The sequence below is a fragment of the Mycobacterium sp. genome (assembly GCF_965230835.1).
GTDB lineage: Bacteria > Actinomycetota > Actinomycetes > Mycobacteriales > Mycobacteriaceae > Mycobacterium.
The window spans coordinates 3250040-3274241 of the sequence record NZ_CBDDLW010000002.1 but is presented as its reverse complement, the minus strand read 5'-3'; the positions used below and the strand labels follow the sequence as shown (position 1 = coordinate 3274241).

Genomic DNA, 24202 nt, shown 5'->3' with positions numbered 1-24202 from the left:
AAATAGCCGCTGGGAACGGCGACACGGGCGTGCCAGTACCTACGGCATTAGCAGTAACCGCGGCACCAATTCCCGCATTGTCAACGGCCGTTCGGCTTCGCCGCACCCACCCATCACCTGAGCGCGCGTCAAGCGGCTATTCGTCCGCGGTTTCCGCGGGCAGGTCCTCAACTTCGGCGACAGTTTCGGCCGGCGTTCCCGTGGCCGCATCGTCATCAACAGTCGCCGCATCGTCGTCAACCGTGGCCACATCGTCATCAACAGTTGCCACATCGTCTGGCCAACAGGCCAGCCACTCCTCTGCTGTGGTTGTTCCAGGTTCAGACCCATCGCGCCGCTGACCGACGTCGCTACCGCGGCGCGCAGCAACGATGGCGCCCTCCGCCCTGCGTACCGTCTCAATGAAGTCCAAAACAGCTGTGCGGAGGCTGTTTTCCACATCGCCATCGGCCAACACCGAAATCAAAGTGATCTCGTCGGGAATCAAGTCGGCAGGCAACCCGGCTTTCTCAACACGCCGAATGACCTTCTGCGCCAACGCCAGTGCCGGCTGACCCGTGTGAACGTCATCCAATACCGAGCTGCGGGACTTCTCGGCGGCCTTGCGCTCCTCCCACTGAGTCAGCTGGTCTTCAAGCGAAGTCGTTTCGCCGGCAAGGACTCCGGGTGCCCTATTACCCAGCTTTCGGATCAGCGCGTCGGCAACGTCGTCGATCGTGAAAGGAAGTTGCGAGGCGTCCTCGGCAATACGCGCGTGGAATAGCACCTGCAGCAGCACATCTCCGAGTTCGTCGCGCAGCTGGTCAACGTCGCCACTGCGCACCGCGTCCAACAGCTCGTAGGTCTCCTCCAACAGGTACTTGCACAACGAGTGGTGGGTTTGCTCCTGTTCCCACGGTCCATTGCTGCGCAGTTTGTCCATCATCGCGACGGCATCGATCAACCGTTCGCCTCGCTCAGCGACCGGTGCGCAGATAAGCCGAGCTCCGGCAGCCAAACGAGTAGTGACGCAGGGATGGTCGGGGTCTGACGACAACAACACCGGCGCGTCGTCGCCGTAGTCCGCTGGACGTGCTGAAGGCAACGACCAGGGCACCGCAACAGGCATCTCTTCGGTGTATTGCAGATCACCGCCAAGAAACTCGACGGCTTCAACAGGCAGCAGCGACGGACGACGAGGGTCGACCAGAACAACAATCATGGCGGTTGTCACCGCTGACCCGACGTCTCGGTCAACGTCGGCTCACCAATTTGTTGCTGCGGCTTGCCTAGCATCGCCGTCACCAGGTCGGCCACCATCTGGACCAGTTCAACGTCGCGAAGACGAGGCGCACCGACTCCACCGGCCCGCGGGATCGGAACCTGCACGGCGCAGGTCGTGGCGCGGTAACTCGCTCCCGGATACATCCGCTTGAGCCGCACCTGGGCGGAGTCCGGCAGTGTGATCGGCGACAACCGCACGGTCGCCGCAGAAGGTGCCGTCACTTCGGCGATGCCCGCGTCGCGGCACAGCAACCGCAGCCGCGCCATCGCCAACAGCCGCCGGACGGGCTCGGGCAACACCCCATAACGGTCGGTCAGCTCATCCACAACAGCGGCGATATCACTATCAGAAGTTGCGGCCGCCAGCCGCCGGTAACCCTCCAACCGAAGCCGGTCGCTGGCGATATAGTCCGGAGGAAGGTGCGCGTCGACAGGCAGGTCGATCCGAACATCCTTGGGTTCATCGCCGGTGACCACGGTTTTTCCGTCAGCGGCCGCGCGGTAGGCCTCCACAGCCTCGCCCACCAACCGCACGTATAGATCGAAGCCGACGCCTGCGACGTGCCCCGATTGTTCGACGCCGAGCACGTTGCCGGCGCCGCGGATCTCGAGATCCTTCAGCGCCACCGCCATGCCCGCACCCAGCTCATTGTTTTGCGCAATAGTCGCCAATCGGTCATGTGCCGTCTCGGTCAACGGCGCCTGTGACGGGTAGAGAAAGTAGGCGTAGCCGCGTTCGCGACTGCGACCGACCCGCCCGCGCAGCTGGTGCAATTGGGACAGCCCGAAGGTGTCTGCGCGCTCGACGATGAGGGTGTTGGCGTTGGAGATATCCAAACCGGTCTCCACGATTGTGGTGCACACCAGGATGTCGTACTCGCGGTTCCAGAACCCCTGCACGGTGCTTTCCAACAAATCCTCGGGCATCTGACCGTGTGCGACCACAACTCGCGCCTCGGGCACCAGGCCACGAACCCGGGCAGCCGCCTGATCGATGGAGCCGACCCGGTTGTGCACGTAGAAGACCTGCCCGTCGCGCATCAGCTCCCGACGCAGCGCAGCACCGACCTGCTTGTCGTCGTGCGGGCCGACATAGGTGAGAACTGGGTAGCGTTCTTCCGGCGGCGTCAGAATCGTCGACATCTCGCGAATCCCGGCCAAGCTCATCTCCAGGGTCCGCGGTATCGGGGTGGCGCTCATGGTCAGAACGTCGACGTGGGTGCGCAGCGATTTGATGTGCTCTTTGTGTTCGACGCCGAACCGCTGTTCTTCGTCGACAACCACCAAGCCCAGATTCTTCCAGCGCACCCCGGTCTGCAGAAGCCGATGTGTGCCGATCACGACGTCCACCGAGCCATCGGCCAAGCCCTCGATCACTGCGCGGGACTCTGCGGTGTCGGTGAACCGGGACAGACCCTTCACCACCACCGGGAACCCAGCCATCCGCTCACCGAATGTCTGCAGATGCTGATCAGCTAGCAGTGTGGTGGGCACCAGCACCGCAACCTGTTTGCCATCCTGGACTGCCTTGAACGCCGCCCGCACCGCGATCTCGGTCTTGCCATAGCCGACATCCCCACAGATGACCCGGTCCATCGGCACCGGCTTCTCCATGTCGGCCTTGACCTCGGTGATCGCGGTGAGCTGGTCTACCGTCTCGGTGAAACCAAACGCGTCCTCCATCTCAGCCTGCCACGGAGTGTCCGGCCCGAACGCGTGTCCGGCGCTGGCCTGCCGCTTGGCGTATAGCGCCACCAACTCTCCGGCGATCTCCCGCACCGCCCGCCGCGCCTTCGTCTTCGTATTGGCCCAGTCGCTGCCGCCCAGTCGACTCAGCGCCGGTGCCTGCCCGCCCACATAGCGCGACAGCTGGTCCAGAGAATCCATCGGGACAAAGAGTTTGTCGGCCTGTTGACTGCGCTTGCTCGACGCGTACTCGAGCACCAAGTACTCGCGCCGGGCGCCGCCGACAGTACGCTCTACCATCTCCACGAACCGCCCAATGCCATGCTGGTCGTGCACCACCAGGTCGCCCGGCGTAAGCGCTAATGGATCAACGGTGTTACGCCGTTTGGCAGCCAGTCGCTTGCCCTCGACGGACGTGGCGCGGCTGCCGGTCAGATCGGTTTCAGTGATGACGACCAGGTTGGCGCCCGGGAGCACCACACCCTGCTGCAACGGGCCCTTGAGCACCCCGACGACGCCTGGTCTGAGGCCAGTTTGAGCCGCCGCTCCCGGTTCCACCATGGCGGCGGGGACGTCGAATTCGGCCAGTCGCTCCACCACCCGGTGCGCGGTTCCGGCGCCGGCCGCGACCATCGCCCCGAACCCGCCGGTGGTGACATGCGCACGCAGCATCGAAAAGATGCCGTCGATGTCCTGCTGATGCCCACGCGCCGCGGGTGCCGCGCGAATATCAAGCTCTATTGCCTTCCCGTCGCTGAGCTGACTCAGCGTCCACCAGGGATGTCCGGACCGGGTTGCCGCGGCCCGCACTTCGCCGAGTTCAGCGAACCCCGAACCCCCCAGCTGCTCGATGTCGACCGGCGCTTGGCCATCCGGACCGGAATCCAGCGCCGCGACCGACCAAGACGCCTCCAGGAATTCGCGGCCGGTCTTGATCAGGTCGGCCGCACGGCTACGGACCTTTTCCGGATCGCACAACAGCAGCGGAGTCCCCGCAGCCAGTTGATCGGTCAGCAACGCGTGGTCGTCGGGACGAAGCACCGGAATCAGCGCCTCCATGCCATCGACGCCGATACCCTCAGCCAGCTTGGCCAGCATGTCAGCGACGCTGCCGGTGATCGAACCCGAGCCCGAGGGGTGTTTAGCGGCCAATTCCGCGGCCCGCGCCCGCACCTCGCCATCCAGCAGCAGCTCGCGACAAGCGAACGCAACCACTTCCTGCACATCGATCTCCGGGATGGAGCGTTGGTCGGCTACCGAGAACATCCGCATTTCGGTAATTTCGTCGCCCCAGAACTCGATGCGCACCGGGTGCTCGGCAGTCGGGGGAAACACATCGAGAATCCCCCCACGGACCGCGAATTCGCCGCGCCGGCCAACCATGTCCACTCGGGCGTAAGCCAGTTCGCCCAGCCGGGCGATGGCGCCCTCGAATCCACCGTCGGCGCTGGTGTCGTCGCCGGTGGTGAGCGTCAGCGGTTCCAGCGACCCCAGCTGCGGCGTCATGGGCTGCAATAGTGATCGCACCGCGGTCACCACGACCCGCAGTGGCGGGCCCAGGCGGTGATCGTCGGGGTGGGCCAGGCGACGCAGCACCATCAGCCGAGTGCCGACAGTATCCACACCTGGCGACAGCCGTTCATGCGGAAGGGTCTCCCAGGACGGGAACACCGCCGCTGCGTCGCCGAATACACCTCGTAGTTCACCGGCGAGGTCCTCAGCTTCACGGCCGGTGGCGGTTACTACCAGAACCGGGCCCTGACGCGCCAACGCACTGGCGACAAACAGCCGCGCACTCGCGGGACCGACGACAGCCAGCTCTGCGGGTCGATCCGCAGTGCGCTCAATGAGCTGCTGGAAGGTTGGCGCCGTCAGCGCCAAATCGACGAGCCCCGCGATAGGGTGATCTGGGCTACCAGGCCCCGGTGCGGTCATGATGCCGCCATTCTAGGGCGCCGATGTTCGTCGCTTTCGGGCAAGGCGCCATCCTGGGCTAGCTGGGCTGCTGCCACGCGATTGCGTTGCGACGCAGCGTTACTCGTCCTGCAGCCGGGGATCTGCTTCTAGGTGCGTCAAACCATTCCACATCAGGTTCACCAGATGTGCCGCGACGACTTCTTTCTTCGGTACCCGAGTGTCGAGCCACCACTGCGCCGTCATCGACACCGAGCCCACCAGGGCCTGAGCGTAAAGCGGGGCCAGATCTGGATCCAGGCCGCGACGCGCGAAGTCGCCGGCCAGAATGGAGCTGACCTGACTGACGGCGTCGTTGAGTAGGCTGGAATAGGTGCCCGAGCTGATCGAGGCCGGCGAGTCGCGGATCATGATGCGAAAACCGTCGGTGCGTTCTTCGACGTAGGTCAGCAACGCCAACGCAACCAGCTCGACACGCACCCGCGACCGGTTGTTGGTCAGCGACGAGCTGATGCCGTCCAGCAGCGCCGACATCTCCCGGTCGACCACCACCGCGTACAGGCCTTCCTTCCCGCCGAAATGCTCATAGACGACCGGCTTGGACACGTTGGCACGCTGAGCGATCTCCTCAATGGATGTCCCCTCGTATCCGCGTTCGGCAAACAGCGATCGAGCGATGCCGATCAGCTGGTGTCGGCGCTCGCTACCGGTCATCCTGGCGCGGGGAGCCCGCGTCTCTTTGTCAGACTCTTTGTCCGGCACTGCCACGTCAGCCAGGGTATCGGTTTTCCCGGAGCGAGCTGCCGCAACTGCAGGCCAGCGGGGTCCTCCTCGGGGCGCACACGACCCGCATCGTCGTCAGAACAGACCCAATTGTCCAACTCCTCCTCGGGTCGCACACGACCCGCATCGTCGTCAGAACAGACCCAATTGTCCAACTCCTCCTCGGGTCGCACACGACCCGCATCGTCGTCAGAACAGACCCAATTGTCCAACTCCTCCTCGGGTCGCACACGACCCGCATCGTCGTCAGACTAAAGTCACATGGTGGCGCTGGGAATGCTCGCCCTTGGTGTGCGATCCGTCGTGGTGTAATCGGCAGCACCTCTGATTTTGGTTCAGAAAGTTCAGGTTCGAGTCCTGGCGACGGAGCTTCAGCGCCCTGCTCACGAGTGTGGCTTTGCCTGGGTTGGCCGTGAAATGACACCCTGGACGACGTGTCAGCACGCCACCCTGACGTTTGGGTAAGTGAAAGCCAACTTAAGGAGAGTCGATGACGTTGCGTGGCGACACTGCGGTCCTGGTCTTGGCGGCCGGGCCCGGCACTCGGATGCGGTCAGACATCCCGAAGGTGTTGCACACCCTTGGTGGGCGCAGCATGCTGTCGCATTCCCTGCACACCATGACCAAGCTCGCACCGCGCCATCTGGTAGTAGTGCTGGGCCACGATCACCAGCGCATCGCTCCGCTGGTCGCCGGGCTAGCCGAGAACCTCGCACGCACGATCGACGTCGCGCTGCAAGATCAACCCCGCGGAACCGGAGACGCGGTGCGCTGCGGGCTGTCCGAGCTGCCCGAGGATTACGCCGGCGTAGTCGTCGTCGCAGCGGGCGACACCCCGCTGCTTGACGCTGACACCCTTGCCGACCTGGTCGATGCCCACAATGCGACCTCAGCCGCCGTGACCGTGCTGACCACGACCCTGGACGATCCGCACGGCTATGGCCGTATTTTGCGCACTCAGGACAACGAAGTGATGGCGATCGTCGAACAGACCGACGCGACACCCTCGCAGCGAGCTATCTGCGAAGTCAACGCCGGCGTCTACGCCTTCGACATCGCCGCGCTGCGGTCGGCCCTGGGCCAGCTGAGCTCCAACAACGCACAACAAGAGCTCTATCTGACCGACGTCATCGCCATCCTGCGCCGGGACGGTCAAACCGTGCATTCCCGGCACGTCGAGGACAGCGCTTTGGTGGCGGGCGTCAATAACCGCGTCCAACTCGCCGACCTGGGTGCAGAACTCAACCGCCGGATTGTGGCCACTCACCAGATGGCCGGGGTCACCGTAGTCGATCCCGCTACCACGTGGATCGACGTTGACGTCACGATCGGCCGCGACACCGTCATACACCCCGGCACCCAGCTACACGGCCGCACCCAGATCGGCGGTCGCTGTGTGATCGGCCCAGACACGACCCTCACCGACGTCACAGTTGGCCAGGATGCCTCAGTGGTCCGCACCCACGGTACGTCTTCATCGATCGGAGCCGGCGCCGCTGTCGGCCCCTTCACCTACGTGCGGCCGGGCACCCTGCTGGGAGCCGACGGCAAACTCGGCGCGTTCGTCGAAACCAAAAACTCCAACATCGGTTCCGGAACGAAGGTGCCGCACCTGACTTACGTGGGCGACGCCGACATCGGCGAACACAGCAATATCGGTGCATCGAGTGTGTTCGTGAACTACGACGGCATGACAAAACGCCGTACAACGGTGGGCTCGCACGTCCGCACCGGGTCGGACACTATGTTCGTGGCACCGGTTACTGTCGGCGACGGCGCCTATACCGGCGCCGGCACGGTGGTCCGCGACGATGTCCCGCCCGGAGCGCTGGCGGTGTCGGCCGGTGCCCAACGCAACATCGAAAACTGGGTCCAGCGCAACCGGCCCGACAGCGCATCCGCTCAGGCAGCCGATCAGGTCGGCAAGAAAGCCGCCGAAAAGACGTCCACGACCGCACCAGAGCCGCCCCAGCCCGACCAGACGCAATGAACTCGCTGCCCACCAACCCGGCGACAATTGTGGACTCAGCGCTTACGTACGATGGGTTTTCATTCCCTATTCCGATCCCGAAACGGCGAGGGCGGCACGTTGAGCCACGACTGGACCGATAATCGCAAAAACCTGATGCTTTTCGCCGGCCGCGCACATCCGGAGCTGGCCGAACAAGTAGCCAAAGAACTCGACGTTCACGTGACCGCGCAGACGGCGCGGGAATTCGCTAACGGCGAGATCTTCGTGCGCTTCCACGAATCGGTGCGCGGATGTGACGCATTCGTCCTGCAATCGCATCCGGCGCCGGTGAACACCTGGCTGGTTGAACAGATGATCATGATTGACGCGCTCAAACGCGGCAGCGCCAAAAGGATCACCGCCGTAGTGCCGTTCTATCCCTACGGTCGCCAGGATAAAAAGCACCGCGGCCGCGAACCGATCTCCGCGCGACTCATCGCCGACCTGTTCAAAACCGCGGGCGCTGACCGGATCGTCACCGTCGACCTGCACACCGATCAAATACAAGGTTTCTTCGACGGCCCCGTCGACCACATGCGCGCCCAGAACCTGCTCACCGGCTACATCGGGGACAACTATCCGTGCGGCGACATGGTTGTGGTCTCCCCCGATTCCGGCCGGGTGCGAATCGCCGAGAAATGGGCCGATGCATTAGGCGGCGTACCGCTTGCCTTCATTCACAAGACGCGTGACCCGCGAGTGCCTAACCAAGTGGTATCCAACCGCGTTGTCGGTGACGTGGCGGGACGCACGTGCGTCTTGATCGACGACATGATCGATACCGGCGGCACCATTGCCGGCGCCGTGCAGCTATTGCACGATGACGGCGCACGCGACGTAGTGATTGCCGCCACTCACGGTGTGCTGTCCGACCCGGCAGCACAGCGCCTGGCCGCATGCGGTGCCCGCGAAGTGATAGTCACCAATACGCTTCCCATCGCCGAAGAAAAACGGTTTCCCCAGCTCACGGTTTTGTCCATCGCACCGCTGCTGGCCAGCACTATCCGGGCGGTATTCGAAAACGGTTCAGTCACAGGATTATTCGACGGAGACGCATAGATGGCAGCGGATCAAAGCAGCGCGCCGCGTAATGCAGTCATCTACCACAACCCCAAATGCAGTACGTCTCGTAAGACACTGGATTTGTTGCGAAACAACGGTTTCGAGCCAACGATCATCCAGTACCTGAAATCACCACCATCCCGTGACGAATTGGCCGACATGATCCGCGCTGCCGGCATTGACGTACGCACCGCCGTGCGTCGGCGGGAACCGTTGTATGCCGAACTCAACCTCGAAGCCGCCACCGATCAGCAACTGCTCGACGCAATGACCGAGCACCCGATCCTCATCGAGCGGCCGTTTGTCGTCACACCGAAGGGCACCCGGCTGGCTCGGCCGGTCGACGTGGTCCGCGAGATTCTGTGACGACGAGCCGCAACGGGGCGAGTCGCCGGACCGCTAACTGGTCTGCGGCAGCCGCGGTGGTCGGCACGCTGACGCTGTCGGTGGTCGCGTGCGCGCCGAAGGCCCCCGACTATCAGTCTGTGTGGACCACAAGTTCGACAACCGGCGCCGCTCCGACGACGACAACAACACCAGTACCGTTATGGAAATACCTGGAAAGCGTCGGGGTCGCCGGACAACAGGTGGCACCGAACACCCTCACCGACTTGACTGTGTCGATCCCCACGCCCTCCGGCTGGGGGCCGCACGACAATCCGAACATCACCCCGGAAACGGAGATGATCTCGAAGGGCGGCACGTACCCGACGGCCATGCTGATGGCGTTTACGCTACGCGGAGACTTCGATGTTGCCGAAGCGATCAAGCATGGCAACGCCGACGCCCAGCTGACCCGGAACTTTGCCGAGTTGGATTCCTCGACAGCAGACTTCAACGGGTTTCCATCATCAATGATCCAGGGCAGCTACGACGTTGAGGGAACCCGACTGCATACATGGAACCGGGTCGTCATCCCTACCGGCCCGCCGCCCGCCAACCAGCGCTACCTCGTTCAACTCACCATAACCAGTCTGGCCGACGAGGCGGTGGAGCATGCGTCCGACATCGAGCAGATCATCGGTGGATTCGTTGTGTCAGCCAGATAGCACCCGACAAGCAACCACCGAACGTGATAATCATCACAACTGCCGATGCGCCAGCCAGTAATGGCACACTCCAATTGTGAGGACTTCTGGTAAACGAGGGCCCGGTCGCCCCTTCGGGGCCGCCGCAGACGAAACGCGCAAAAGCATTGTGCGCGCCGCGCGTTACGTTTTCAGCCAACGCGGCTACGACGGAGCCACGTTCAAGGAAATCGCCAGCTGCGCCGACCTGACCCGGCCAGCCATCAATCACTACTTTGCCAACAAACGGGTCCTGTACCAGGAGGTGGTGGACCGAACCAACGAACTCGTCGTCGAGGCAGGCATCGAACGGGCTCTTCGCGAGACAAGCCTGGCTGCGCGGATCAGCACGATCATCGACGTCGCTGTGGAAGCCAATTCCCGCAATCCGTCGGCGGCTGCGCTTCTGGCCACCGACGTGCTGGAATCGCAGCGGCATCCGGAACTGAGCCCAAACGGCAACGATACTGTGCGCGCCGCCAGAGAATTTCTGATCTGGGCTGTTAACGATGCGATAGAACGCGGCGAACTCACCGGCGATATCGATACCGCGGCGTTGATCGAGACATTGATGGTCGTGGCATGCGGCTTGACCTTTTACGCCGGCTATATCGGAAGCCACGAACAGATTGACACTGCAGCCGAGTCGGTGCGGCAGCTGTTGAAGGGCGAGTTGGCGAGGCTATCGCCTTCTTAGTGCCCAACGTCAATCACGCCGATCCAGCTGCCACCCCAAACTGGTCGCGGTGCGGACCGGCGCGACCAGTGGACCCTGGTTGCTGCCGATAGCAATCCGACTGCCGCCGAGGTGCGCTCGGCCATCCTGGCCGCGCCGACAGCTGCTGGTCGCGCGGCGAAGTCGGCCCTAGGGTAGATCTGTATGACCGGTTGGACCGCCGCAGAGCTCCCGTCATTCACCGGACGCACCGCGATCATTACCGGCGCCAACAGCGGATTGGGCGCAGTGACAGCCCGCGAGTTGTCCCGCAGCGGCGCCAAGGTCATCCTCGCGGTCCGGAGCACTGATAAGGGCGCAGCCGCAGCGCTGGAGATGAGCGGCGATGTCGAGGTGCGTCAACTCGACCTGCAAAATCTGTCATCGATCCGCGAATTCGCCGATGGGATCGTCGACGTCGACGTCCTGATCAACAACGCCGGCATCATGGCCACCCCGTACACGCTGACTGTCGACGGCTTGGAAAGCCAGATCGGTACCAATCATCTGGGGCATTTCGCACTGACCAACTTGTTGCTTCCCAAACTTGCCAACCGAGTGGTAACGGTGTCCTCGATAATGCACCGTATAGGCCGCATCAACCTCGAAGACCTGAACTGGAAATCCCGGCGTTACTCCGGGTGGGGAGCCTACGGCCAATCGAAGCTCGCCAACCTCCTGTTCACCAGCGAGCTGCAGCGGCGCCTCGACGCGGTGAGTTCACCGCTGCGTGCACTGGCCGCTCATCCCGGCTATTCGCGCACCAACCTGCAGGGCCACACTGGCCGCAAGCTCGGCGATGCATTCATGTCGGCCAGCGCCCGGATGGCCACCGATTCCGATTTCGGCGCCCGCCAAACGCTGTATGCGGCGTCGCAGGATCTGCCTGGCAACACCTACATCGGCCCCCGATTCGGGATCTTGGGCCGCACTCAGCCGGTCGGCCGCAGTCGGCGGGCGCGAAACGAAACTACCGCCACCGCCCTCTGGGAACTATCCGAGCAGCTCACCGGCACCGAATTTCCGCTCTGAGGTGCTGATGCGCTAGCCTGGCCAGGCGTCACGGCGAGGGTAGCCAGCGGATTCCCACAGAATTCCAGAGCACCGTTATCGACGGAGGCCGACAATTTGTCGCGAACCTAGCCGTGCCCGCCACACACCTTGGCACCGAGCACACAGGAGCGACATATGGCTAAATCTGACACGGCCAACAACCAGCTGAGCGTGACGGTGCGCACCCAGACCGGCAAAGGCGCATCTCGGCGAGCCCGGCGTGCCGGCAATATTCCCGCGGTTCTGTACGGTCACGGCGCCGAGCCGCAGCATTTGGAGTTGCCTGCGCATGATTACGCGGCCGTGCTGCGAAACTCCGGCACCAATGCAGTGCTGACCCTCAACATTGCCGGCAAGCAGCAGATGGCGCTGACGAAGGCGGTAGACATCCACCCGATTCGCCGCAACATTCAGCATGCCGACCTGGTGATCGTGCGCCGCGGAGAGAAGGTCGTCGTCGATGTCGCGGTCGTCATCGAGGGTGAGGCTGGACCAGACACCCTGGTAACTCAGGACACCAACTCCATCGAGATCGAAGCCGAGGCCCTGTCGATCCCGGAGCAGTTGAGCGTGTCTATCGAAGGCGCCGAGCCCGGCACTCAGTTCACCGCCGGACAAATCCCGTTGCCGCGTGGCGTCAACCTCGTCTCCGACCCGGAACTGCTGGTGGTCAACGTTGTGAACGCGCCAACGGGCGAAGAGCTCGCGGCCGAGGGCGAGGAAGCCCAAACCGGGGAGGCCGCCAAAGAAGGCGAAGAAGCGTCCGGCGGCGGCGAGGCCACCGACGAATCCGAGTAGGCGGCTCGCAACGTGGCCGAGCCGCTGTTGGTGGTCGGCCTGGGCAACCCAGGAACGAGCTACGCCAAAACCCGACACAACCTCGGGTTCATGGTGGCCGATCTGCTCGCTGCCCGACTGGGTTCAAGATTCAAGGTGCACAAGCGTTCCGGGGCCGAAGTCGCGACCGGACGACTAGCCGGACACGCTGTGCTGGTGGCCAAGCCGCGCTGCTACATGAATGAATCTGGCCGACAGGTAGGGCCGCTGGCGAAGTTCCACTCCATATCGCCAGCCGACATCATCGTCATACACGACGAACTCGACCTCGACTTCGGCCGTATCCGGCTGAAGCTAGCCGGCGGCGAGGGCGGCCATAACGGGCTGCGTTCGGTGGCGGCCGCACTGGGCACCAAAGACTTTCAGCGAGTGCGCATCGGAATCGGCCGACCACCGGGCCGCAAAGATCCCGCGGCGTTTGTGCTAGAGAACTTCACCACGGCCGAGCGAACCACGGTTCCGGCGATCTGCGAACAGGCGGCCGACGCCACCGAGTCGCTCATCGAGCTAGGACTAGAGCCCGCGCAAAACCGCGTCCACGCGTGGTGAGAGCCGGCTCAAGCATCTTGCCCAATGCGTCCGTGCTGTAGTCGTGGCCTCGGTGTGCGCACCAACCGTCTAGGTGACGAGAGTGATCGAGTTTGCGCGCCGCAGCTTGCCAGACGGCGTCTTCGGAATGGTGCCCGGACCGAGAACCACAACGTTGCGTGGCCGCACGTCAACCTCGGCAAGCACCTCGTGAGCCACCTGATGCTCGATGCGGCGGACTTCAGCGAGATCCTCGAAGGCATTCGACTCCACAGCCACAGCGAAGGTCTCGCGAGAGTGTCCAGCGTCGAGTCGCACAGCCACGGCACAACCCGCGCGTACCCCTTCGACTCGGCCCGCGGCCCGCTCGATGTCGGTCGGGTAGACATTCCGGCCCGCCATGATGATGACGTCCTTGACCCTGCCACACACCACGACGTGGCCGTTCTCCATCTGATAACCCAGGTCGCCGGTGTCATACCAACCGTGCTCATTCTGAGCCGGCATGAACCCACCCATCGTGATGTAACCGGGAGTCAACGGTTCACCACGCAGCTCGATGACCCCGACGCCGCGCGAAGGCAGCACGGTGCCGTCTTCTCCGACGACGCGCATCTCCAGACCTTCCAGTAGCGGTCCCAACGAAGGCAGCCGACGGGTGTTGCCCCGAGTAGCCGGAACTGCGCGGCCCAGTGCGGCCAGCAGGTCGGCATCGACCTCGTCGACCACCAAACCCGCGCCGCACTCGGAGAATGACACCGCCAGCGTCGTCTCAGCCATGCCGTAGGCGGGAAGAATCGCTTTTGAGCTCAGCCCGAACGGCTTGCCCGCGTCGATCAGATCTTCGACATCTGCAGGATCCACCGGCTCCGCACCCGACAACGCGAAGCGCAGAGTGGACAGGTCGAACTGGCCCGGCGTCGCCTGTTTACGCAGCCGTTTGGCGAACAACGAGTACGCGAAGTTAGGGGCGGCGGTCATCGTCCCCTTGTACTTGTCGATCAACTTCGCCCACAGCAACGTGTCGCGCAGGAAGTCCATCGGGGTGACCTTGACCAATTCGGCGCCGAAATACATGGGCACCGTCAAGAAGCCGATCATGCCCATGTCGTGGAAACACGGCAACCAGCTGACCATCACGTCTTTCTCGACGTCGTACTCCGCGCCGACGAACATCGCCTCAGCATTCGAGTACACGTTGCGGTGGGTTATCTGAACAGCTTTGGGAGACCCGGTCGAGCCAGACGTCAATTGCATCAACGCTAGGTCGTCCTCGCCGGTCTCGACGGGGTCAATCGGATCGAATTCCAGCAGCTTCTCAATGGTCAACACTTTGATGCCGCGCTCCTCGAGCACCGGAGCCGCCGGCATAAAGGGATCGGAAATGATGACCGCTTTGGCCTCGATCATGTCGATCACGGTCGTGGTGTCCTCGGCCCACAACGCCAAGTCAGTTCGCGGCGTGGGCTGATGCAGCATGGTCAGGCTGGCGCCTCGTATCCACAGACCCTGAGCGGTCGGGGCGATCTCTACCGGCGCCCCAGCGAGCACACCGACCGCGTCGCCGTGGCCGACACCGGCAGCAGCCAACCCTCCGGCTATTTGACGCGCCCGCTCATGTACCTCGGCCCAGGTGTGGCGAACCGGGGTATGAGGCTCACCGGTCACCATGCCCTTGCTGCTCTCCCGCGCGTTGCGGAACAACGTCTCGGTAAACCTGCTCACAAGAACCTCCTCGGCTCAGGCGCCCTAACCAAGGCCCGGGCTTTCATGTTCCGCCTGTTCGTCGCCACTTTGCGACAGGCGCGCGTGCACAGTTGGGGAGCAGTTGCATCTCGAAATAGTCATAATCAGCCGCCCCCGCCCGGCCATACGACCTGCAATAGCCCGGCCCCACGATACTGGTTCGGTGCAGATACCTCGATCGTCCGCCGGGGTTCCCGGCGGATCTGAGAATCATCCGCGCTTGGTCATCGCTGGCCGTCACCGCCGATTATCTTAAACATTTCTTAAGTATCTGCCAAGATCCCGCGCGCTTTGAGTCAGATATCACACTTCGATTGTGGGTGTCGGTACCACGCGGGCACCTGGCACCGGCCCGCTGGCGACTCGGACCGTGCGGCACACACCCGCCCCCGAGAGCTGGGAACCGACATCGATCGCCTCGGGCGCAGTGGCACACAAGAATGCACACGTCGGACCAGATCCAGACACAATGCCGGCCAACGCGCCCGCCTCGACACCGGCGCGCAGAGCCCGTCGCAAAGCCGGATCCAGGCTGACCGCGGCCGCTTGCATTTCGTTGCCCAGGAGCGGCGCCAGCTGCTCCGGATCACCCGCAGCCAAAGCTGCTAGCACCGGCCCGGGCTCGTCAAGCTGCGGCGGCCTCCCCGTGTCCCGGAGTCGGTCGAGCTCGGTGAAGACCGCCGGGGTGAGCAACCCACCGTCAGCGAATGCCAGGACCCAATGGAAAGTGTTTCGGGACAACACCGTCGCCAGCTCCTCGCCGCGACCGGTCCCCAGAGCGGTACCGCCGTGTAGCGCAAACGGCACATCGCTGCCCAGCTGGGCTGCGAGCATACGCAGGTCTCGACGAGGCAAATTCAGTTCCCATAACGCGTTCATCGCCACCAAAACCGCCGCGGCGTCCGCGCTACCGCCCGCCATCCCACCGGCAACAGGAATGGACTTGTCAATCATGATCGAAACGTCTGGCGCCCGGCCAACGTGGTCGGCCATCAGCACGGCCGCCCGCCAGGCGAGGTTGCGTTCGTCGGTCGGCAGTTGGTCAGCGCCCTCACCGACCAGCTCGAGTGACAACACATCAGCGTTACGCACCGTGACCTCGTCAACGAGCGAGACGGCCTGAAATATCGTGGTCAGTTCGTGATAGCCATCCTCGCGGCGATCGCCGACCGCGAGGTAGAGATTGACCTTCCCCGGCACTCGAACGGTGGCCGACCCGGTGGGCACCCACTGCGCTGCGGTACTGCCGTCAGACGCGGACACCGCAGCAGACTATCTGCTACAACTACCCCAGCACACAGTGACGCCCCGATAGCCCAGGTGACAACCATTGCCAGCGGCCCTCAGCTGGCAGAAGCACGCCCTGAAACCTGGCCCAGCGTTGTGCCCCTACGGGCCTGGGTTGTCCCGGCGGGGCCAGCGGAGCGTTGCAGCAGCCGCACGAAATCGTCGATAGACAGTGTCTCACCGCGGCGGGCGGGATCGATGCTGGCAGCAAGCAGGCGGTTCGCCGACTCATTGCCAGAGCCCGCCCACTCCACAAAAGCGTTACGCGACGTCTTGCGCCGTTGCGCGAAGGCGATATCGACGAGGTTGAACACCTGCTGGCGGAAGGCTTCGTCAGTCGGCCAGCGCGGCGTCGCATACCGATCGATGCGCACCAGCCCGGAGTACACCCGCGGAATCGGCCAGAAAACTGTCGGTGAAACAGTGCCGCAGCGCCGGACTCCGCCGAAGAAGCGCAGCTTGACGCTGGGTACGCCATAGTCCTTGTTGCCCGGCTGCGCAGCGAGCCGCTCGGCGACTTCCATCTGCACCATCACCGTCATGACGCGAATCGACGGAAATTCGGCAAACAGATGCAGCAGTGCGGGAACCGCGACGTTATACGGCAGATTGGCAACCACCGCCGTCGGCTCGTCAGACAGATCTGCCTGGCGAAGCGTCATGATGTCGCGATTCAGCACCGTCAGCCGCTGGACCTCGCTGTGCGAATGCTCAGCTACGGTCTGCGGCATCCGGCCGGCGAGCAGTGGGTCGATTTCGACGGCAGTGACCGCAGCGCCGCGATCGAGCAGCGCCAATGTGAGAGACCCGAGGCCCGGTCCCACCTCAAGGACCCGATCGGACCGGCCGACCCCGGACGCTGAAACCACCCGGCGAACCGTGTTGGCGTCATGAACGAAATTCTGCCCGAGCGACTTCCGCGGCCGGAGTTCAAGTTCTCTGGCCAGCCGCCTGATCTCGGTGCGCCCGAGCAGTTTGATAGTCAGCGCGCCCCCACCCGTCCACTGCATACCGGCCAGGCGCCCCACCCCTGGCGTTGCTGCGTCACCTGAGCGACGGCGATCTGTTCTTCACGACTGGCGAGATCAGCGCGGGGTGCGTAGCGCAGCCCGCCGTTGGCCGCCCAGGTTCCCTCGTCGAACTGCACACCTCCGTAGAAACCGTTGCCGGTATTAGTCGCCCAGTTCCCGCCGGCCTCACAACCGGCGAGGGCATCCCAAATTGATCCGTCAGCTATCCGAGGCGCTTCCGTGCCGGGCTTGGTACCCACTCGCACCACCGCTTCGCGCGCTGGAGTCACCACCACATTGGCGATAGGCAACCGGCCGGTCTCAACGCCATTGACCTTAGCCACCGCGAACGTGACGTCCTGGGTGCCCGGAACACCCGGGTCTTCAACGAATTCCCGGCTCATGTTCATGTCCGGGTCTTCGATACGCCGAGCAGGCGGCGGCAGCGCCACGCGCTCGGTAATCTTCTCCACCCGGTTCCGCGTGACCTGAATCTGCATACCGTCTATCAACGGCGTCGAAGCCTTAGGCACCACCTGGTCGCTCTGCAATAGTGGCACGCCTGCAGCCGCAAGCAGCCCCGCGACATTCGGCGCCGGCAGGTGCACCGTGCGCACCACACCACCGTCGTTTAGCTGTACCGACTTCGCGCTCACGACTGGCAGTGCCATCCCCGCAAGTGGAACCCGGCTGCCGCGCGAAGCCACCGCTGGGGCCTTGTCGGTCATCGCAAGCTGGGCCAAGGCTTCATCCACGGTGGCCGCCGTCGTCCAAACCTTCTTGGGGGCGTGACCGTCTACCGAGATCGCCAGCGGCCGGCTGCGCCGTAGCACGATGGTGTCAGCGTCGCCCACCAGCACGTCACCTGCCGGGTACAAGTCATCGCGCTCGTCTGCGGCAAAACCGTTCTCCTGCAGAATGTCGATGACCCGAGACTTCATCGTGGTCACCCGCATCGAGGTTCCGTCGATCGTCAACGTCACAGTCTTGCAGGTAGAGACCGCGTAGCCGCCGGCAAACGTCAGCACCAGCAGTAACGCGCCGACGACGACACGCAACATCGGCGATGGAGTCTGATGAAGTTTCGTCAACAGATTCAATGTGGGTCTACCCCGATCTCTGCAGCAACTGAAACGACATTGGCAGCCGGTACGGTCAGTGGCGCCGAACGAAACCTGCGGCCATTCGTCCGGTCACAAGACGGTAACGAACCCACCAATGTTGAGCAACTCCATCGCGGTGGTGTCGGCGGCATGTCAAAGTCAACGGTTCGGGTGTTCGCCAAGTCGGTAGATTCGACGAGCATTGCTGGTGGTCGCTCGGGCCAGTTCGTCAGCAGAGCGATCAACCAGCTCAGCCAAGGCCCGCACGGTGTAGGGAAGGCAGTACGGCTCGTTCGCTGCACCGCGGTAGGGGTGCGGGGTCAAAAAAGGCGCATCAGTTTCCACCAAAAGCAGCTCCGAAGGTATCACCGGAACAGCGTCCCGAAGGTCACGCGCGTTGCGGAAACTCACCGTCCCAGACAAGCTGAGCGACCATCCAGCGTCCACACAAAGGCGAGCCATCTCACGACCCGACGAGAAACAGTGAAAGATCACAGTCTCAGGTGCGCCTTCAGCCCGAAGGACGTCGAGCACTTCACGGTCGGCCTGGCGGTTGTGGATCATCAGCGGCTTCTGAATCCGCTTGGCCAGGTCGATATGCCACGCAAACGCCTCCCGCTGCACCTCCGGTTGCGCGCAGCCAGCAAGCCGACCTGGCCAGTACATGTCCATTCCGGTCTCGCCGACGGCCACGACTCGTGGATGAACAGCCAGCCGCTCGATCTCAGCCCGCGCGGCCTCGGTGAACGCGTCTGCGCGCGTAGGGTCCAACGCCACCGCACCGTAAACCCGCGGATCCCACTCGGCCGCCCTCGTCACCCAGCGCGCAGCATCCATATCGTCAGCGACGGTCACCACTGCACCCACACCCACCGCCGCAGCACGGTCAGCGATTGCCCGCACCCCGTCGGGGTCGGTCGCACCACACGCGTCGAGATGAGTATGGGCATCGATCAAGGGCGCCAGAGGCTCGGGAGCGGGAGGCGCTTCGCGTTTGGCCGCGCGGTTGGAGCTCACGCGCACACAATAGGGTTGACTCCCGATGAAGTCCTACTACGTCACCACCGCGATCGCCTATCCCAACGCGGCACCGCACGTGGGTCATGCGTACGAATACATCGCCACCGACGCGATTGCCCGGTTCAAGCGACTCGACGGCTTCGATGTCCGGTTTCTCACCGGAACCGACGAACACGGCCTCAAAGTCGCGCAGGCCGCCGCGGCGGCGGGTGTCCCGACCGCCGCCTTGGCCCGAAGCAATTCGGACGTATTCCAACGAATGCAGGAAACACTGAATATCTCGTTCGACCGGTTCATCCGAACCACCGACGCAGACCACCACGAGGCATCCAAGGAAATTTGGCGGCGGATGGTTGCAGCCGGCGACATCTACCTAGACACCTACGCCGGGTGGTACTCAGTACGCGACGAGCGGTTCTTCGTGGAATCAGAAACCCAGCTCCTCGACGACGGATCCCGCGTGGCCGTCGAGACCGGCACTCCGGTCAGCTGGACAGAGGAGCAGACCTTCTTCTTCCGGCTCTCGGCATACGCAGACAAGCTGCTGGCCCACTACCGCGCGAACCCCGATTTCATCGCGCCCGAAGTTCGGCGCAATGAAGTGATGAGTTTCGTGGCGGGTGGACTGCACGATCTGTCCGTCTCCCGCACATCATTCGACTGGGGGGTGCAGGTACCCGAGCATCGCGACCATGTCATGTATGTCTGGGTCGATGCACTGACCAATTACCTGACCGGGGCCGGGTACCCCGACATCGGCTCGGAATTGTTTGCCCGCTACTGGCCCGCCGACTTGCACATGATCGGCAAGGACATCATCAGGTTTCATGCCGTCTACTGGCCAGCCTTTTTGATGTCAGCCGGAATCGAGCTGCCGCGAAGGGTGTTCGCGCACGGTTTCGTACACAATCGCGGCCAGAAAATGAGCAAGTCGGTGGGTAACACCGTCGACCCGATGGCACTCGTTGAAACGTTCGGCGTTGACCAAGTCCGCTACTTCCTGCTGCGGGAGATCCCGTTCGGCCAGGACGGCAGCTACAGCGACGAAGCGATCATTACGCGGATCAACACCGACCTTGCCAACGAACTCGGCAACCTAGCCCAACGTTCGTTGTCGATGGTGGCCAAAAACCTAGGCGGGTTAGTGCCAGAACCCGGCGAGTTCACCAATGCCGACACCGAGCTGCTGGCAACGGCTGACGGCTTGTTGGAACGGGTCCGGACTCATTTCGACGCACAGGCGATGCATTTGGCCCTCGAAGCGATCTGGCTGATGCTCGGCGAGGCGAATAGGTACTTCTCAGCTCAACAGCCGTGGGTGCTGCGCAAGAGCCAATCGGAGGCCGATCAGGCTAGGTTCCGCACCACGCTCTACATCACCTGCGAGGCGGTCCGCATCGCAGCACTGCTGGTTGCGCCTGTGATGCCGGAGTCGGCGGCCAAGCTGCTGGACCTACTCGGCCAAACCGAAGATCAGCGGCACTTCACCGCACTACGCCTACGGCTGGCTCCCGGCACTGCGCTGCCCGCGCCCACCGGGGTGTTTCCGCGCTACCAGCCACAAGCCGACGCCGACTGAATCGTCGTTGCCGCGCACCTCGACCACGTTCAGCCACCTGCTCATTTTGCGACGGCCGAGGTCTGCGCGTCGCGCGGTATATCAAGCGTGGCAACCGGGTAGAAACCTGAATCGTCGCGACCATCGCGAGCCAACTGCATGGGCGGATAGTTCACCACGTGCGAACCGTTCGGCTTGTGCTGGTGCCAATCGATCGACGCCCGCAACGTGTAGTGCCCGGCCGGCAACCCGGCCAGATCAACGTCCACTGTCTCGGTGGCCGAGGCGGGCCGCGGCTGGTCACTGTTGCGATCTCCTGAGGTATCGGAGACCAGGGCTCGGAGATCCACGGTGGCGGGCAAGGTCCGAACCATCGCCCCGGTGAAATCCACCAACCGGAAACCCGGCACCCACTTCTCGGTAGCTGCTGCTGAGCCGTAGTTGGTCCATGTGACCGAAATCGATGCCACGGTGCCGTTCAGTGCTTGTGACCCGGGCCGCGCCTCAACCGAATAGCGGTAGCCCGCTGTCGCGTTCGCTTGCGCCCACAACCGGTACAGCTTGGGGTCCATCGGTGAGGACTTATACCGGTCGGGGAAATTAACGCTCGATGTCATCGAGACGTGGTGTTTGATGACGTCGTGCAGGCCCTTCTCGTAGTACGCCTGCGGCGTCGTTCCGTCTGGCAGAGTGCACCACTCGGTGATCACCGGCGCGGTCGCGAGCCGCTCCCGCAGGTCGGTGACGACCGGGTCTTTGGTCCGCACGTAGTGCGAACCGCTGGACTCTGCCCATGTCGGCAAGGGCGCGAGAACCCCCAGACAATCCGACCGGATCCCCACCGGCGCCGACAGACCCCTCGTCACATCATCGGCCAACAATTCCCGAACAATTTCCGGGTTCGCCGGGCTGGTCACCAGCTGGGTGTGCGGGAATGCGCCGACGTTGGCTGCAACCAGGCGCCGGATCGACGTGGTAGTGATGCTCTGATCACGGAACTGGCTGTAATACCCCAGGGCCGCAACGCTATCTTCGGGCTTCGGGCCCGGCGCTCCGAGCGTGTCGCGCAGATAGGCGATCTGGTTTCGGCTGAAGTCACCGTATCCGGAGAATTCGAAAACGCTGAGCCGCTCGTCGCCGTCGTAGCGGCGGCCGAGCGCTGAAAGCAGTTCAGCGAACGCGTTCAGATAGGTGGGGTCATTGAAGTTCGGCACCACCTGGGTCACCCCGCGCCCTGGTCCGCTCGCTGGCCCCGGAAAGCTGGTGCTGGTATTCGGAACAGCACGCACCCAGTCTGGAATCGCGATGTTGGTGTTGTCTGCATAAGAATCGTTGCAACAGGAGTTATAGGCATACACCCGGAGCGTCAACCGCATACCCCGATCGGCCAGTTTGGAGAGCGCATCGTCGATCATGCTGAAGTCGTACTTGCGATCGTCCGGAGTGTCGGGGCTCAGCGTGGCCGGATCCGTGGGCTGCAGCTGCCGCCACGAAACGCGCAAACTGGCGTCATATGATGCCGGCCACGCCGGATAACGTTGTTGCGCAGGTTCGCCCTGCGGGAACAGCGGTTCCAAAAGGTCTTCGTACTGGCCCCGCAGCGGGTTGGGTATCTCCTGCGCTGTCGACGGTATTGCCGGAGCCACCATCGCGCTCATCGGACTGCTGTGGTCTTCATTGCTGCCGCACCCGCTGAGCGCCAACGCCGCGCACGCAACGACGGCCAGAATGTCTTTCCTAATTGTTCGAACCATTCTTTGCGCGATTCAGGTAGCACCGAACGTCAGCGGCTCGCGGGCAGCCGGCAGCGGCATACCGCCACCAGGTGGCGACACCTCCATGGGGGTCGCGGCCCCCATCCGCACTGAGGCACGCGGCAACAGAATTCTCCGATGTGTGAATGTGTCCCGTCTGCGCAACGATGCCACCTGGCGACGCATTTCACGACCACTCCTTTCGCACACACACCAGGCGTGTCGAAAGGCACCCTTGGCTGGCCTCGTCGGCTGCTGAGTGTACTCGGATTCGGGCAGGTCATGCATCTGTATTGACCGGCAAGTCGTATCACGCAGGCGCGGTTCGGTTGGGCTCGAAACGGACGGCGAAATCACCGGAAGTGGCCGTCGTCGACCCTACTCACGGCAACGAACCACTGCGAGGCGTGACCGGCAGTCACCTGCACTCTGGACTGTCGTCCCGGCCGTTCAGTTAGCGCGGGCCTCAGCGCTCCGAGCACGCCTAAGGTGCGAAAATCCAACGTTCTGTCAAGCTATGACGGTGCGAATCGACCGACTTGGCGATCTTGGCGGCGCGCCCCAGGTGCTGCGCGCCGTGGGCTGCGCTACCAGCCGTCTCGATTTGCCACCGCCGGCCGCGCTGACCGGTGAATGGTTCGGGGCGCTAGCTGTGATCGCACCGAGTGTCTCAGTGCAGCCGGTGCACGTCGATGACACGTTCGTGGAACCAGCGGGGCCCGCCCGGTGCGAACGATCTGATTCCGGCGTAGTGGGCGGCGGCTGGATTGGCTACCTGTCCTACCCAGACGGCGGCGCGGACGGTCGGCCGAGCCGAATCCCCGAGGCCGCCGGAGCTTGGACTGACTGCGTGTTGCGCCGCGACCGCGACGGGCAATGGTGGTACGAGAGCCTCTCCGGCGCACCGATGCCCGAGTGGCTCATCAGTGCGCTGGCAGCCACACCGGCGCCAGCGACCGTACCGGCATCAACGTGCCGCGTTGATTGGGAACCGGCAGATCGTTCGGCGCACCGCAGCGGGGTCTTGTCCTGCCTCGAAGCAATTGCCGCCGGTGAGGTCTACCAAGCGTGCGTGTGCACGCAATTCACCGGGAGCGTCTCGGGGGCACCGTTGGATTTTTTTGTCGATGGCATCGCCCGCACGTCTCCGGCCCGGGCAGCCTTTGTCGCTGGTCAACACGGCGCAATCGCCTCGCTGTCCCCTGAGCTTTTCCTGCAGCGCCGCGGCACGGCGGTAGCCTCCAGCCCGATCAAGGGCACCCTCCCGCTAGACGCTTGGCCGTCTGCATTGCGGGCGTCGCCCAAAGAAGTGGCCGAGAACATCATGATCGTGGACCTGGTTCGCAATGACCTCGGCCGGGTGGCCATCACCGGCACGGTCACGGTGCCGGAACTGCTGGTGGTTCGACGCGCACCAGGCGTATGGCACCTGGTCTCAACGGTATCAGCGCAGATTCCGGTCGAGCTGCCGACATCGGCGCTACTCGAAGCCGCTTTCCCACCGGCTTCAGTCACCGGAACACCCAAACTCAGAGCTCGTCAACTGATTTCGCAATGGGAACCGCATCGCCGCGGCATATATTGCGGTGCGGTTGGTTTAGCCTCTCCGATCGCCGGGTCCGAACTCAACGTCGCGATCCGCACCGTCGAGTTCGACACCGCCGGCAACGCCGTACTCGGTGTGGGCGGTGGGATTACCGCAGATTCCGATCCCGACGCCGAATGGGAAGAGTGCCTGCACAAGGCTGCTCCTATCGTCGGGATGCGGGCCGCCGCGAGTGCAACTCAGGTCGGGTGACCAGCTA

General features: G+C 63.5%; 19 protein-coding genes and 1 tRNA gene. 11 read left to right on the top strand and 9 right to left on the bottom strand.

Annotated elements, in window-relative coordinates; genetic code table 11:
- Nucleotides 1-136: 136 nt before the first annotated feature.
- The 3 genes from ACO07W_RS15465 to ACO07W_RS15455 all read right to left on the bottom strand — a co-directional run bounded on the left by ACO07W_RS15465 (nucleotide 137) and on the right by ACO07W_RS15455 (nucleotide 5577).
- Entirely contained in the window at nucleotides 137-1201 is a 1065-nt protein-coding gene (locus tag ACO07W_RS15465) for a nucleoside triphosphate pyrophosphohydrolase (RefSeq protein WP_421844492.1), read from the bottom strand.
- 8 nt (nucleotides 1202-1209) lie between these two features.
- Nucleotides 1210-4884, bottom strand: coding sequence for a transcription-repair coupling factor (gene mfd, locus ACO07W_RS15460; protein WP_421844490.1), 3675 nt, complete (start codon nucleotides 4882-4884; stop codon nucleotides 1210-1212).
- 99 nt (nucleotides 4885-4983) lie between these two features.
- Nucleotides 4984-5577, bottom strand: coding sequence for a TetR/AcrR family transcriptional regulator (locus ACO07W_RS15455; protein WP_421846032.1), 594 nt, complete (start codon nucleotides 5575-5577; stop codon nucleotides 4984-4986).
- Nucleotides 5578-5943: 366 nt separating this feature from the next.
- On the opposite strand from ACO07W_RS15455, the gene ACO07W_RS15450 reads away from it, so the two are divergent.
- The 9 genes from ACO07W_RS15450 to pth all read left to right on the top strand — a co-directional run bounded on the left by ACO07W_RS15450 (nucleotide 5944) and on the right by pth (nucleotide 12940).
- Nucleotides 5944-6015: transfer RNA gene (locus tag ACO07W_RS15450), tRNA-Gln, on the top strand.
- Between the two features lie 121 nt (nucleotides 6016-6136).
- Nucleotides 6137-7636 carry a bifunctional UDP-N-acetylglucosamine diphosphorylase/glucosamine-1-phosphate N-acetyltransferase GlmU gene (gene glmU, locus ACO07W_RS15445; protein WP_421844488.1) on the top strand — a complete coding sequence of 500 codons (1500 nt, stop codon included), beginning with the start codon at nucleotides 6137-6139 and terminating at the stop codon, nucleotides 7634-7636.
- Nucleotides 7637-7735: 99 nt separating this feature from the next.
- Entirely contained in the window at nucleotides 7736-8716 is a 981-nt protein-coding gene (locus tag ACO07W_RS15440; RefSeq protein ID WP_421846031.1) for a ribose-phosphate pyrophosphokinase, read from the top strand.
- Nucleotides 8717-9085 (top strand): arsenate reductase (glutaredoxin), encoded by a 369-nt coding sequence (arsC, locus tag ACO07W_RS15435; RefSeq protein ID WP_421844486.1) that lies wholly within the window; start codon nucleotides 8717-8719, stop codon nucleotides 9083-9085.
- A complete protein-coding gene (locus ACO07W_RS15430; RefSeq protein WP_421844484.1) occupies nucleotides 9082-9768 on the top strand; it encodes an LpqN/LpqT family lipoprotein in 687 nt (228 codons plus the stop codon). The genes arsC and ACO07W_RS15430 overlap by 4 nt, the downstream gene beginning before the upstream one ends.
- Before the next feature lie 76 nt (nucleotides 9769-9844).
- The gene (locus ACO07W_RS15425; protein ID WP_421844482.1) at nucleotides 9845-10483 is read left to right on the top strand and encodes a TetR/AcrR family transcriptional regulator; all 639 of its coding nucleotides are present in this window, start codon (nucleotides 9845-9847) and stop codon (nucleotides 10481-10483) included.
- A 183-nt stretch (nucleotides 10484-10666) separates the two neighbouring features.
- Entirely contained in the window at nucleotides 10667-11533 is an 867-nt protein-coding gene (locus ACO07W_RS15420; protein WP_421844480.1) for an oxidoreductase, read from the top strand.
- A gap of 156 nt (nucleotides 11534-11689) precedes the next feature.
- Complete coding sequence (locus ACO07W_RS15415; RefSeq protein ID WP_421844478.1) at nucleotides 11690-12352, top strand: 50S ribosomal protein L25/general stress protein Ctc; 663 nt, start codon at nucleotides 11690-11692, stop codon at nucleotides 12350-12352.
- A 12-nt stretch (nucleotides 12353-12364) separates the two neighbouring features.
- Nucleotides 12365-12940: an aminoacyl-tRNA hydrolase gene (pth, locus tag ACO07W_RS15410; protein WP_421844476.1), complete on the top strand. Its 576-nt coding sequence runs from the start codon at nucleotides 12365-12367 to the stop codon at nucleotides 12938-12940.
- 69 nt (nucleotides 12941-13009) lie between these two features.
- On the opposite strand, the gene ACO07W_RS15405 is transcribed toward pth, so the two are convergent.
- From ACO07W_RS15405 to ACO07W_RS15385, 5 genes are all read right to left on the bottom strand, one after another.
- Nucleotides 13010-14644, bottom strand: a complete 1635-nt coding sequence (locus tag ACO07W_RS15405; protein WP_421844474.1) for a fatty acyl-AMP ligase — start codon at nucleotides 14642-14644, stop codon at nucleotides 13010-13012.
- Between the two features lie 324 nt (nucleotides 14645-14968).
- Nucleotides 14969-15928, bottom strand: a complete 960-nt coding sequence (locus ACO07W_RS15400; RefSeq protein ID WP_421844472.1) for a 4-(cytidine 5'-diphospho)-2-C-methyl-D-erythritol kinase — start codon at nucleotides 15926-15928, stop codon at nucleotides 14969-14971.
- Between the two features lie 80 nt (nucleotides 15929-16008).
- Complete coding sequence (rsmA, locus tag ACO07W_RS15395) at nucleotides 16009-16962, bottom strand: 16S rRNA (adenine(1518)-N(6)/adenine(1519)-N(6))-dimethyltransferase RsmA (RefSeq protein ID WP_421844470.1); 954 nt, start codon at nucleotides 16960-16962, stop codon at nucleotides 16009-16011.
- Entirely contained in the window at nucleotides 16935-18062 is a 1128-nt protein-coding gene (locus tag ACO07W_RS15390; protein WP_421844468.1) for a transglycosylase family protein, read from the bottom strand. Before ACO07W_RS15390 ends, rsmA begins: the two co-directional genes overlap by 28 nt.
- Before the next feature lie 162 nt (nucleotides 18063-18224).
- On the bottom strand, nucleotides 18225-19088 hold the full coding sequence (locus ACO07W_RS15385) for a TatD family hydrolase (protein WP_421844466.1): 864 nt from the start codon (nucleotides 19086-19088) through the stop codon (nucleotides 18225-18227).
- 19 nt (nucleotides 19089-19107) lie between these two features.
- Between ACO07W_RS15385 and metG the strand changes: the two genes are divergently transcribed.
- The gene (metG, locus tag ACO07W_RS15380; protein ID WP_421844464.1) at nucleotides 19108-20664 is read left to right on the top strand and encodes a methionine--tRNA ligase; all 1557 of its coding nucleotides are present in this window, start codon (nucleotides 19108-19110) and stop codon (nucleotides 20662-20664) included.
- Between the two features lie 41 nt (nucleotides 20665-20705).
- Here metG and ACO07W_RS15375 read toward each other — a convergent pair whose 3' ends face one another.
- Nucleotides 20706-22397 (bottom strand): hypothetical protein, encoded by a 1692-nt coding sequence (locus ACO07W_RS15375; RefSeq protein ID WP_421844462.1) that lies wholly within the window; start codon nucleotides 22395-22397, stop codon nucleotides 20706-20708.
- Nucleotides 22398-22920: 523 nt separating this feature from the next.
- On the opposite strand from ACO07W_RS15375, the gene ACO07W_RS15370 reads away from it, so the two are divergent.
- Entirely contained in the window at nucleotides 22921-24195 is a 1275-nt protein-coding gene (locus ACO07W_RS15370) for an aminodeoxychorismate synthase component I (RefSeq protein WP_421846030.1), read from the top strand.
- The last annotated feature ends 7 nt before the right edge of the window (nucleotides 24196-24202 follow it).